Origin of the sequence: Pararhizobium sp. DWP3-4 (assembly GCF_049898205.1) — a bacterium.
GTDB lineage: Bacteria > Pseudomonadota > Alphaproteobacteria > Rhizobiales > Rhizobiaceae > Pararhizobium.
In genome coordinates, this window is record NZ_JAFCXF010000009.1 from 119,779 (window position 1) to 131,945 (window position 12,167).

The 12,167-nt window shown below is 60.5% G+C and carries 10 protein-coding genes; 3 read left to right on the forward strand and 7 right to left on the reverse strand.

Annotation, left to right across the window (positions count from 1 at the left end):
• Window positions 1–110: 110 nt before the first annotated feature.
• Together ACP7E6_RS22140 and ACP7E6_RS22145 are read right to left on the reverse strand one after the other, a co-directional pair.
• Complete coding sequence (locus ACP7E6_RS22140) at window positions 111–1,994, reverse strand: ABCB family ABC transporter ATP-binding protein/permease (protein WP_426231872.1); 1,884 nt, start codon at window positions 1,992–1,994, stop codon at window positions 111–113.
• A gap of 205 nt (window positions 1,995–2,199) precedes the next feature.
• The gene (locus tag ACP7E6_RS22145) at window positions 2,200–4,107 is read right to left on the reverse strand and encodes a LysM peptidoglycan-binding domain-containing protein (RefSeq protein ID WP_426231873.1); all 1,908 of its coding nucleotides are present in this window, start codon (window positions 4,105–4,107) and stop codon (window positions 2,200–2,202) included.
• A gap of 260 nt (window positions 4,108–4,367) precedes the next feature.
• Here ACP7E6_RS22145 and ACP7E6_RS22150 point away from each other — a divergent pair, with 260 nt between their 5' ends.
• Together ACP7E6_RS22150 and ACP7E6_RS22155 are read left to right on the forward strand one after the other, a co-directional pair.
• Window positions 4,368–4,988, forward strand: a complete 621-nt coding sequence (locus ACP7E6_RS22150) for a TIGR00730 family Rossman fold protein (protein WP_426231874.1) — start codon at window positions 4,368–4,370, stop codon at window positions 4,986–4,988.
• Between the two features lie 117 nt (window positions 4,989–5,105).
• Window positions 5,106–5,342: a transcriptional regulator gene (locus tag ACP7E6_RS22155; protein ID WP_426231875.1), complete on the forward strand. Its 237-nt coding sequence runs from the start codon at window positions 5,106–5,108 to the stop codon at window positions 5,340–5,342.
• 224 nt (window positions 5,343–5,566) lie between these two features.
• Here ACP7E6_RS22155 and rarD read toward each other — a convergent pair whose 3' ends face one another.
• On the reverse strand, window positions 5,567–6,505 hold the full coding sequence (gene rarD, locus ACP7E6_RS22160; protein WP_426231876.1) for an EamA family transporter RarD: 939 nt from the start codon (window positions 6,503–6,505) through the stop codon (window positions 5,567–5,569).
• Window positions 6,506–6,744: 239 nt separating this feature from the next.
• Here rarD and ACP7E6_RS22165 point away from each other — a divergent pair, with 239 nt between their 5' ends.
• Entirely contained in the window at window positions 6,745–8,730 is a 1,986-nt protein-coding gene (locus tag ACP7E6_RS22165; protein WP_426231877.1) for a bifunctional 2',3'-cyclic-nucleotide 2'-phosphodiesterase/3'-nucleotidase, read from the forward strand.
• Between the two features lie 19 nt (window positions 8,731–8,749).
• On the opposite strand, the gene ACP7E6_RS22170 is transcribed toward ACP7E6_RS22165, so the two are convergent.
• The 4 genes from ACP7E6_RS22170 to pip form a co-directional block, all read right to left on the reverse strand.
• Entirely contained in the window at window positions 8,750–9,079 is a 330-nt protein-coding gene (locus tag ACP7E6_RS22170; protein WP_426231878.1) for a DUF5615 family PIN-like protein, read from the reverse strand.
• Window positions 9,079–9,303: a DUF433 domain-containing protein gene (locus ACP7E6_RS22175; protein WP_426231879.1), complete on the reverse strand. Its 225-nt coding sequence runs from the start codon at window positions 9,301–9,303 to the stop codon at window positions 9,079–9,081. The genes ACP7E6_RS22170 and ACP7E6_RS22175 overlap by 1 nt, the downstream gene beginning before the upstream one ends.
• A 78-nt stretch (window positions 9,304–9,381) precedes the next feature.
• Window positions 9,382–10,998 (reverse strand): citramalate synthase, encoded by a 1,617-nt coding sequence (gene cimA, locus ACP7E6_RS22180; RefSeq protein WP_426231880.1) that lies wholly within the window; start codon window positions 10,996–10,998, stop codon window positions 9,382–9,384.
• 207 nt (window positions 10,999–11,205) lie between these two features.
• On the reverse strand, window positions 11,206–12,165 hold the full coding sequence (pip, locus tag ACP7E6_RS22185) for a prolyl aminopeptidase (protein ID WP_426231881.1): 960 nt from the start codon (window positions 12,163–12,165) through the stop codon (window positions 11,206–11,208).
• Window positions 12,166–12,167: the final 2 nt, after the last annotated feature.

Here is a 12,167-nt window from a genome sequence, read left to right on the forward strand (position 1 = left end):
TCCTGGCCCCAGCACCTACAGTGAAACGACGGGTCGGGCAATGCGATTACGGTATTCGCCGGCGGCAATAGCAGGCAGCCTTCGATCAAAGGGCGACTGTGATCTGACTTTCAAACCGCAGCCGGACCGCGCACCACAACGCCGAGATCGTCGCTCTCGCGCACCTTCTTCAAAGTCTCCTCGGCCTGCGTCGCCTCGCGCTGACGGTTCCACATCGAGGCGTAGAGGCCGTCGCGGTCGATCAGTTCGCCATGGGTACCGCGTTCGGCGATGCCGCCGTCCTTCAAGACGATAATCTCGTCTGCATGGATGACGGTGGAAAGCCGGTGGGCGATGACCAGTGTCGTACGGTTCTGCGAAACGATGTCGAGTGCCGTCTGGATTTCCTGCTCGGTGCGGGTGTCCAGCGCCGAAGTCGCCTCGTCGAGTATGAGAATCGGAGGGCTTTTCAGAACGGTGCGGGCGATCGCCACGCGCTGTTTTTCGCCGCCCGACAGTTTCAGGCCGCGCTCGCCGACCATGGCGCCATAGCCCTCCGGCAGGCTCTTGATGAAGCCGCCGATCTGGGCAATGTCGGCGGCGGCCTCGACTTCGGCCTGGGAGGCCGAGGTTCGGCCGTAGCGGATGTTATAGGCGATGGTGTCGTTGAACAGAACGGTATCCTGCGGCACCATGCCGATGACGGCGCGCAGGCTCTTCTGCTTCACATCGCGCACATCCTGGCCATCGATGGTGATTGAGCCTTCCTGCACGTCGTAGAACCGGTAAAGCAGCCGGGACAGGGTCGACTTGCCTGCACCGGAGGGGCCGACGACCGCGACGGTCTTGCCGGCTGGCACTTCGAACGAGATACCCTTGAGGATCGGCCGGGCCGGATCATAGGCGAAGTGCACGTCCTTGAAAGCGATGGCGCCCTTGCCGATCGCCAGCTCCACCGAATCCGGGCTGTCGATGACCTCGGCCTCCACTTCGAGCAGGTCGAACATCTGCTCGATATCGGTCAGGCCCTGACGGATTTCGCGGTAGACGAAGCCGATAAAATTGAGCGGGATGGACAGCTGCATCAGCATGGCGTTGATGAAGACGAAATCGCCGAGCGACTGCTCGCCGCGCTGGACGGCCAGCGCCGACATCATCATCATGATTGCCGTGCCGGCACCGAAAATCACCGCCTGACCAAAGTTCAGCCAGCCGAGCGAAGTCCAGACCTGCGTCGCCGAGCGCTCGTAGCGCTCCATCGACTGGTCGAAGCGCTTCGCTTCCATTTCTTCGTTGCCGAAATATTTGACGGTCTCGAAGTTGAGCAGCGAATCGATCGCCTTGGTGTTGGCGTCGGTGTCGCTGTCGTTCATGGCGCGGCGGATGCCGATGCGCCAGTCGCTGGCCTTGATGGTGAACCAGATATAGATGACCACCGTCACCGCAGTGACCAGCAGGTAGCTGAAACCATAGCCCCACCAGAAAATGATCGCCGTCATCAGGAACTCGATGAGGGTTGGCACCGTGTTGAGGATGGTGAAGCGGACGATGGTTTCGATGCCCTTGGTGCCGCGCTCGATGATGCGCGACAGGCCGCCGGTGCGGCGCTCCAGATGGAAGCGCAGCGACAGCTGATGCATGTGGATGAAGGTGCGGTAGGCAAGCTGGCGCACCGCATGCTGGCCGACGCTGGCAAACAGCGCATCGCGCAGCTGGTTCAGCCCTGCCTGCAGCAGGCGGGCAAGATTATAGGCCAGCACCAGCATGACGGCGCCGGTAAAGACCACCGGCAGGACGCCGACAATGTCGGTCTTGCCGTTCAGCGCATCCGTCGCCCATTTGAAGAAATAGGGCACGAGCAGCAGCACGACCTTGGCGATCAAAAGAATGACCGTCGCCCAGACGACCCGCATCTTCAGGTCGGCGCGGTCACTCGGCCACATATAGGGCCAGAGATTGATGATCGTCTGCAGCGGATTGCCTGAATCCGCCGATACCGTCTTCTTCTGCGCCACGTCTTGTCTCGCCTTCGTTCCCCGGTTGCCCTGTCAGAGACAGCCGTCATTGCATGCCATGGATGTCGCCCGGATGAAGGGCATCCGGCAAAGGCATACAAACGCAATTTTCCAATTGAAAGCGACGCCCTTCTCAAGGCGCCGCTCTATGTTTCAGATAGGTCTTACAAGCACCTGCGGCAATGGAGCCCGCGGCAAAAAGCGATCAGGGCAGATGCTTCACATGCTTGCGGTGCATCTCTTCCGATTCGGTTTCAGACATTGCCTTGTCCGGCACGCCGAAGATCTGGCCGGGCAGGATTCGGTCGGGATCGGTGATCTGATCCTCGTTGGCAAGGTAGATCGTGGTGTAGCGCACACCGGCGCCATAGACGCGCCGCGAGATCTGCCAGAGCGTATCGCCACGGCGGATGATCACCGAGGTCTTGCTCTGCTGCAACGGCGCCTGCTGGACGGTTTCCGGTTCGGCAGAAGCCTGGCCGGTGGCTACAGCGGCGTTGCCGGTTGCCGTAGAAGGCGTGCCTGACTCCGCGGAAGGCGCGGTTGACTCTACGGCAGGCTTCTGTGCGGTTTCCGCCGTCGCAGGCTTTGCAGGATCGACATTTTCAGCGGGTGCCGTGCTTACAGCTGCAGCATTCTCTTGAGCGGGTGCCGGCGTCGCAGTTTGGCTGGCAACGGCATCGTTACCCGTACCATCGGTGCGCGGCATCAGCGCCGAGCCGACTGCAGTCTCGATCTTGCCCAGCGATGACGACACGCTGGCCGCATCCTTCGGAAGCGCCTTCAGCATGGCAAGCGCATCCGTCGCGGCCGTAGCGGTCTTGGCCGCCATTTCCTTGACATTGGCGTCCAGATTATCGGCAACCTTGAAATCGGCAAGCGACTTCAGGGCAATTTCTGTGGCCGAACGGGCAGCCGCCAGTTCTTCTGCCGTTGGCACCTTGCCACCGGCAAACAAGCCTTTCAGCAGGCTGAGCGCCTTGGTCGCCTCCAGGCGCAAGCCATCGAAGCTGCCTCCATCGAACGGGACGACAGAGCCCTGAGCGTTCCCCTGGGCCACAGCCGCCACCTGATCGCCGACCGGACGATCGAATGGCACGGCGGCACGCAGCTCGACCTTGCGGCCATCGGCACCCATCATGTCGGCACGGATCGTGTGATTACCGACAGTCAGCTCGATCGTGCCCTCGACGACGAAGCGGCCCTGTTCGTCGCTCTTGGTTTCCCCCACCAGCGTGTCATCGGCATAGATGCGCACCAGCGCACCGGCCTTGGCATTGCCGGCAACAAAAATCTTCTTGCCTTCGATTTCGACTGCGGAGACGGCGACAAGCGCTTTGTCGCCGGTTGCTGTGGCGGCATCAGCCGTCGCCGGGGTCTGCGTGGAAACAGCAGTATCGGCTGGCTTGGAGATATCCGTCGCTGTTGCTGCGGTCGGGGCTGGCTCAACCTTCGCCACCTGACCGGCAGCAGCAGTAGCCGCGTCAGTCACCGGTTTGGTGATGATGCGGCTTGCTTCACCGGGCTTCGAGACCATGGCAAGCAGTTCGCCGGTCTTGTCCTTCGGGATCGAAACGGTCGCGACTTCTTCCGAAGACTTGGTGACGCCGTTTTCGCCGACGCTGCGCAATGTCAGCTGATAGTCGCCGGCCGGAAGCGGCTTATCGAAGATCGCGGCGAAATCGCCGGTGGCGCCGACATCGGCAGTTCCAACCACAGTTTCGCCGTTGACGATCTCGAGTTTGGTATTGGGCTGTGCCCGCCCGGCAATCACCGTCGATCCATCCGGCTCGACGCGCAGAACGTCGAAGCCCGGCACCGTCCATGCGGCTGCCGGATCGGCTGGCTTTACGCCTGTGGCATCGGTTGCCGGAACATTCGCCGTTTCGCTCCCAGCCGTCGGCCGCGCGCCCTTTGCGTCGGCGCTGTTGGCGTCCGCAGGCTTGACGTCGGCCAGCTTGGCGTCGGGTTGCTTGGCCACACCATCGGCCGGCGCTTGCGCCGTGACCTTGTCCTTGCTGCCGTTGATATTGGGCATGACAAAGAAAATCATCAGCAGCGACGCAATTGCCAGGACGATAAGGGCCACCCAGCCGGCCTTGTTCTTCATCATGCAAAATCTCCAAATGGCCCGGAACCGCCTGCGCCCGACATGGGCGCAGAAGGACAGCTTTTTCCAAGCCTTTATGCCCGCAGCTTTCCGCTTGTTTCTGCTGACCGGAATCAGCCAGTCCATAACGTCAGCTCATGCTTAAAAATTGCTAACGATTCCCGAGGTTTTCCACAAGCATCGCCGTATGTTCAGACCGGCCGAAAGCCCTGTTTCCCGTCATTTTTCTTGACGCATGCTGCCCCGCGATGTCTCTTTGGCCCATGAGTGAGAAAAATATCCCGATTCGATCCATCTGCGTCTATTGCGGCTCACAGCCCGGACGCGATCCGTCCTTCATGGAAGCCGGCCGGAGTCTCGGCAAATCCATTGCCGAAAATCACCTGCGCCTGGTCTATGGCGGCGGAACCAAAGGCATCATGGGGGCCGTCGCAAGCGGCGTTCTTTCGCATGGCGGCCGCGTTACCGGCATCATACCAGAATTCCTGATGGATATGGAGGCCACCCGTCATTCGCTGGGACAACTCAGCGAACTGATCGTCACGCCGGACATGCATGAGCGCAAGCACAAGATGTTCGAGCGCTCGGATGCCTTCGTGACGCTGCCGGGCGGCATCGGCACGCTGGAGGAAATCGTCGAGGTGATGACCTGGGCGCAGCTTGGCCGCCACCGCAAGCCGATCGTGCTCGTCAATATCAACGGCTTCTGGGATCCGCTGATGAAGCTGATCCACCATATGGCCGACAGCGGCTTCATCCACACGGCCCATCTCGTCCAGCCGCTGGTCATCGATGCCGCCGACGAGGTCGTCCCGGCCCTTCTGGCCCATTGGGCAAGCCAAGTCGACCGCGACGGCGACGACGGGATCATCGCCAAGCTGTGACGCTACGGCCGGAACGGCATTTGACAATGCCATCCGGCCCGTTTCAGCGGTGTTGATCGCTCTGCCGCAGAGTTGTATCCTGCCGGGGATATTGGTCGAGCGAGGAAGATGATTTCCATGAGCGATAAGAACGGTATTTCCGAAGACCTCAGCCGCCGCATCGACAAACTGACCGCCCGTTCCGCCCTGACGCGCCAGCAGATCATTGAGGGCGCACTTTCGAACGGCCGCTCCCTTGCCTGGCAGGAGAAGTGGATCGAGGGCGTACAGGACGGCATCGAGGAAGCCGATCGCGGCGACTTTGCCACGGCTGAAGACATTGCAGCGGTTCTCAACAAATACAGCCCGACATAAAATCCGTGCGGATCGTATGGACGAAGCGCTATCTCCTGGAGCTTGCCCGCATCGGCGATTACGTCGCTACGCGCAATCCACGAGCAGCCGACGGCGCTCGTGGATGGCCGGACGACGCATAAGCCCGGCGCGATCTTTTTAGGATCGCTAACCGCGCATAGGACTTTGATTGAAGGTGTATCGTTTTCGCAGACCTGCAGCGCAGTCTAGCGAATCATGCTTGACTATTCGGCCGGGTTTGGCACCGCCGCCCGGCGGGCGCGGCTTTCCATGATCATTGATGTTGAATAGACCGCCAGTGCTGCCCAGATCAGAATGAAGGCAATCAGCTTCGACGTGCCGAAGGGCTCGTGGAAGACGAAGACGGCGATGATGAAGATCATCGTCGGGGCGATGTACTGCATGATGCCGATCGTCGAGAGCTTAAGCAGCTTGGCACCGTTGGCGTAGATCATCAGCGGGATCGCGGTGACGACGCCACAGGCCATCAGCCAGGCAACGTCGGCCCAGCCGGTATCGAGGAAATGTCCCTGACCAGTAAATTCCAGATAGGCGATATAGCCGAGGGCGGGAACGCTGAGCAGCAAAACCTCCAGGAAAAAGCCCTGATTGGGGCCGACCGGCAGCGTCTTGCGGAAAAAGGCGTAGAGCCCCCAGGACAGTGCCAGGCTGATCGAGACCCAAGGTAGCCCGCCTGCGTCAAAGGCCAGAACGACGACGGCGATGGCGGCCAGAACGATCGCGACGATCTGCGCCGGATTGAGTTTTTCCTTCAGAAGCACCGCACCAAGAAAGATCGAGAACAGCGGGTTGATATAATAGCCGAGCGCCGTTTCCAGCGCCCGCCCTGCCCCGATTGCCCAGACGTAGATGCCCCAGTTGATGGTGATCAGCACTGCCGTCAGCATCGCCATCTTCAGCATGCGTGGGGTGCGCAGAGCGACCTTTATATCATCCGTGCGGCCAAGCAGGATGAGAACGGCACCGGCCAGCGGCACCGACCAGACGATGCGGTGCGCCACGACCTCGGAAGCCGGGATATGGGCAATCGCCTTCATGAAGAACGGCAGGAAGCCCCAGAGAAGATAGGCTGTCAGCGCGAAGGCAAATCCCCGGGGGGAATCGCCATTTTGCACCGCGGGTGCGTGTTTCTCGTCAGACATGGCGTTTCATCCCGTTGAGGCTTGCCCTGCGGCAGCCTTAAGTCATTTTGGCCGTCGTACTCCAAAGACGGTTGATCAACCAATTCATTTCCGTGAACCTTGCTACAGCAAAGCTCACAATCGACGGTAAGAGAATTGTTACGGGATCGACAAAACACCCAGATTTTACGGGGTGCATTTCACAGTCTGGCGCTTTACGTTCCCTCCAGGCAATGACCGGTCAGACGAAGGAATTTTAGATGTCATCCATCCTCGCGCTCCACCCGATTACCCGCCGCTCGCTGCTGAGCGGTGTCGCAGCCACCTCTGCCCTCGTCCTTCTGCACCCCTTTGCAGCGCGCGCGGCCGCCAATCAGGCGCATCTGCGCATCATGGAAACAACCGACATCCACGTCCATGTCTTCCCTTACGACTATTACGGCGACAAGCCGAACGACACGCTGGGCCTTGCCCGCACCGCCTCGATCATCGACGCCATCCGCGCCGAGGCCGGCAATTCCTTCCTCGTCGACAATGGCGATTTCCTGCAGGGAAACCCGATGGGCGACTACATGGCCTATCAGCACGGCATGAAGGATGGCGACGTCCACCCGATCATCAAGGCAATGAATGTGCTCGGCTACGAGGCCGGAACGCTGGGGAACCATGAGTTCAACTATGGCCTCGACTATATGTTCAAGGTGCTGGGCGGCGCCAATTTCCCGTATGTCTGCGCCAACCTGACCAAGGGGCAACTCGCGGCCAATCCCAAAGACGATACGCTGTTCTTCAAGCCCTACACGATCATCGAAAAAACCATCACCGACGGTTCGGGCGCCGCAAGCGAACTGAAGATCGGCATCATCGGCTTCGTGCCGCCACAGATCATGCTTTGGGACATCAAGAACCTCGAGAGCAAGGCGCAGACGCGCGATATCGTCGAGACCGCCAAGGCCTGGGTCCCCGTCATGAAGGAGGCAGGCGCCGATATCATAATCGCGCTTTCCCATTCCGGTATCGACGGCTCAGGCCAGAGCGACCGCATGGAAAATGCCTCGCTGTATCTGGCCGGTGTCGAGGGCATCGATGCTGTGTTTACCGGCCACCAGCACCTCGTCTTCCCCGGTCCCAAGAGTTTCGACGGCATCGAAGGCGTCGATCCGGTCAAGGGCACGCTGCTCGGCAAACCTGCGGTGATGGGCGGTTTCTGGGGCTCGCATCTCGGCCTGATCGACCTTCTGCTTGAGAAAGACGGCAACAACTGGAAGATCGTCGATTTCACCACCGAGGCGCGGCCGATCTATCACCGTGAGGACAAGAAGGTGGTCGCCGATGTTCCCGACCGCGCCGATGTCATCGCCGCCGCCAGCGCCGAGCATGAGGCGACGCTCGCCTATATCCGCACGCCGGTCGGCAAGACCACAGCACCGCTCTATTCCTATTTCGCGCTGGTGGCCGACGACCCCTCCGTGCAGATCGTCTCCAATGCGCAGACCTGGTACATCAAGGACATGCTGAAGGATACCGAGTACAAGGACTTTCCGGTGCTTTCGGCAGCCGCTCCCTTCAAGGCGGGCGGACGCGGCGGCGCGGATTATTATACCGATGTGCCCACCGGCGATATCGCCATCAAGAACGTCGCCGATCTCTATCTCTATCCGAATACCGTGCAGGCCGTGGTCATCACCGGCGCGCAGGTAAAAAACTGGCTGGAAATGTCGGCCGGCATGTTCAACACCGTCGCACCCGGCGCCAAGGACGTGGCGCTGCTCAACACCACATTCCCCTCCTACAATTTCGACATCATCGACGGCGTCACCTACCAGATCGACCTGTCGCAGCCGGCCAAATACGATGCCGACGGCAAGCCAGTAAACCCAGGCTCGAACCGCATCCAGAACCTGTCCTTCGACGGCAAGCCGATCGATCCCGCCCAGAAGTTCGTCGTCGCCTCCAACAATTACCGCGCCGGCGGCGGCGGCAAATTCCCGGAAATCGCTTCCGACAAGGTGGTCTTCGCCGCCCCCGACACCAACCGCGATGTCATCGTCCGCTACATCATCGCCGAGGGCACGATCAATCCATCCGCTGACGGCAACTGGAGTTTTGCGCCGGTGGCGGGTGCGACGGCGCTGTTCGAAAGCGGTCCGAAGGCACGCGGGCTGATTGCTGACGTGAAGAGCGTGAAGATCGAGGATGCGGGCGATGGCGCCGATGGGTTTGCGAAGTTTCGGCTGGTGTTGTGAGGTGAGGCTGACAGCGTGGTCAGATCACCTCAACCAAGGTTTCGCCGCGCGCCAGTGCGGCGAGGACTGCCGGTAAAGCTGTTTCGAACCGGGTCAGAAGCTCCTGGCGGCGCGTATTTCGCCATCTCATCCAGACAATTGCTGGACTGTGATGCGCCAGAACCTTGCGCTGGGCAAAATCCTCATCTTTCGTTATGATGACCCGGTCTTCCGCCAAAGCGTAGTCCCATATCTGCCGATCGGTAGCGGCCTGCATGCCTATGTCAGCAACATGCGCCGCATCATGCCCATTGAGCGTGATCCACCGCGCCAGGGCCGGAGGCAACTGCGCATCGACAAGAAACCTCATCACGCAACATGCAGCACGGGATGGTCGCTTTGGCGGGCGGCATATTCCAGCGCCGCTTGGATATCGCCCATTTCAAGCAGGGGGTAATCCTCAAGGATTTCGGCGGGGCTTGCGCCCGCTGCCAACAAATCCAACACGTCCTTGACACGGATACGAAGGTTTCGCAGGGTCGGGCGTGCGCCGCATTGTTCAGGATCGATGGTAATCCGGTGGATTTCGCTCATTCTGCTTCCTCATGGTGCCCGGCGCATGGTCCAGCAATAGTAACATGTTGTGGAAGGCCGGTCGCCCCATCTTGTTTTTTACTCCGCCGCCGCCAGCCCCGTCTGATCGCGGTTCTTCAGCAGCTTGAACACGATCGAATCCATCAGCGCCTGAAACGATGCGTCGATGATGTTGTCGGAAACGCCGACCGTCCACCAGCGGGCGCCGGTGCCATCGACGGATTCGATCAGGACGCGGGTGATGGCCTCGGTGCCGCCGTTGAGGATACGGACCTTGTAGTCCACCAGTTCCAGATCCTCGATCTCCGACTGGTATTTGCCAAGATCCTTGCGCAGCGCCAGATCGAGCGCGTTGACAGGCCCGTGACCTTCGGCGACCGACATGGTTGCTTCACCATCGACCGAAACCTTGACCACCGCTTCCGAGACGGTCTTCAGATGGCCGTTGGCATCGAAGCGGCGCTCGACCATGACGCGGAAACTTTCGACATGGAAAAAATCCGGAACCGAGCCAAGGATTCTTTGCGCGAGAATGGCGAAGCTGGCGTCGGCGCCTTCATAGGCATAACCGGTCGCTTCGTTTTCTTTGACGATGGAAATCAGCTTGTCGAGCTTCGGATCGTCCTTGGAGACGATGATGCCACGCCGCTTCAAAGCGTTGATGAAATTGGCCTTGCCGCCCTGGTCCGACACCATGACCTTGCGCAGGTTGCCGACGCTTTCCGGCGTCACGTGCTCATAGGTGCGCGGGTCCTTCAGCAGTGCCGAGGCATGGATGCCGGCCTTGGTGGCAAAGGCGGAGGCGCCGACATAGGGCATCTGGTGGTCGGGCGAGCGGTTGAGCAGCTCGTCGAAGGCATGCGACAGCTGAGTGAGTTCCTGCAGCCGGTCGGCATCGATCGCCGTCTCGAAACGGCTCGTATAGGTTTCCTTCAACGCCAGCGTCGGGATCAGCGTCACCAGATTGGCGTTGCCGCAGCGCTCGCCGATGCCGTTCAGCGTGCCCTGGATCTGGCGCACGCCTGCCTCGACGGCTGCCAGCGAATTGGCGACCGCCTGACCGGTGTCGTTATGCGCATGGATACCGAGATTGGCGCCGGGCACGCCATGGGCAATGACGGCTGTGACGATATCGCGGATTTCCGGCGGCTGCGTGCCGCCATTGGTATCGCAGAGCACGACCCAGCGGGCTCCGGCATCATAGGCGGCTTTCGCACAGGCGAGCGCATAGGCCGGGTTGGCCTTGTAGCCGTCGAAGAAATGCTCGCAGTCGATCATCGCCTCCTTGCCGGTCTCGACAACGGCCTCGACCGAGGACTGGATCGATTCGAGGTTTTCCTCGTTGGTACATCCAAGCGCGACGCGGACATGATAGTCCCAGCTCTTGGCGACAAGACAGATCGCGTCGCTTTCAGCCTGCAAAAGGCTTGTCAGCCCCGGATCGTTGGAGGCGGACACGCCGGCACGCTTGGTCATGCCGAAGGCGACGAAGCGGGCCGCCTTGGTGCGCTTCTTGCTGAAGAATTCGGTATCGGTCGGGTTGGCGCCGGGATAACCGCCCTCGACGTAATCCATGCCGAAATCGTCCAGCATCGCCGCGATGGCGATCTTGTCCTCGACGGAAAAATCGATGCCCGGCGTCTGCTGGCCGTCACGCAGCGTGGTGTCGAAGAGGTGGATGCGTTCGCGGGTCATGGGCGTGCTTCCAGCATTGACACACTCGGAGTTTGCCGAACCGCACCCCCCTCTGTCGGCGACGCCGACATCTCCCCCTCAAGGGGGGAGATTGGCCGCAAGCTTTTCTCATCCCTAACCGAAATAAGAGAAAAGAACGATCTCCCCCCTTGAGGGGGAGATGTCACGGAGTGACAGAGGGGGGTGTAAGCGGCATACGCAGTCATATCACTTCTTCCCCGCAAACCCATCCGTCGTGCGGATCAGCCTGTCCAGAATGCCCGGCTCGAAATAGGCGTGACCCGCCCCTTCGATCAGATGAAACTCTGCCTCCGGCCAGGCCTTGTGCAAAGCCCACGCATATTTTGCCGGGCATGGCATGTCGTAGCGGCCGTGGACGATGACGCCCGGGATGCCGTGGAGCTTGTGGGCGTCACGCAACAGCTGTCCTTCGTCCAGCCAGCCGGCATTGACGAAGAAATGGTTTTCGATGCGGGCAAAGGCGTGGGCGAATTCGTCCTGCTCGAACGGCGTCGAGGTCGATGGTTCCGGCAAAAGCGTGATGGTTTCGCCTTCCCAGATGCTCCACGCCTTGGCGGCGGCAACACGGGTCGCCCGGTCTCCACTGGTCAGCCGCCGGTGATAGGCGTGCATCATCTCGTGGCGTTCGTTTTCCGGGATCGGCGCAAGGAAGCGTTCCCATTTATCCGGGAACATTTCCGAGACGCCAAACTGATAGTACCAGTCGAGCTCGGCCTTGGTCAGCGTATAAATGCCGCGCACGACCAGTTCGGAAACACGCTCCGGGTGTTTTTCCGCATAGGCCAAGGCCAGTGTCGAACCCCAGGAGCCGCCGAACACCAGCCATTGCTCGACGCCTGCCATTTCGCGCAGCCGCTCGATATCGGCAACCAGATGCCAGGTGGTGTTGGCTTCCAGTTCCGCATGCGGGGTGGACTTGCCGCAACCGCGCTGGTCGAACAGTGTCACGTCATAGAGCTTCGGATCAAACAGGCGGCGATGGTTCGGCGAGATCGTGCCGCCGGGGCCGCCATGCAGGAAGACGGCGGGCTTGGGGCCCGGCGTTCCGGATTTTTCCCAATAGATCGTGTGGCCGTCGCCAACGTCGAGATGGCCGAAGGCATAGGCCTCGATTTCAGGATAGAGCGTGCGGAGAATTTCGGTCATGC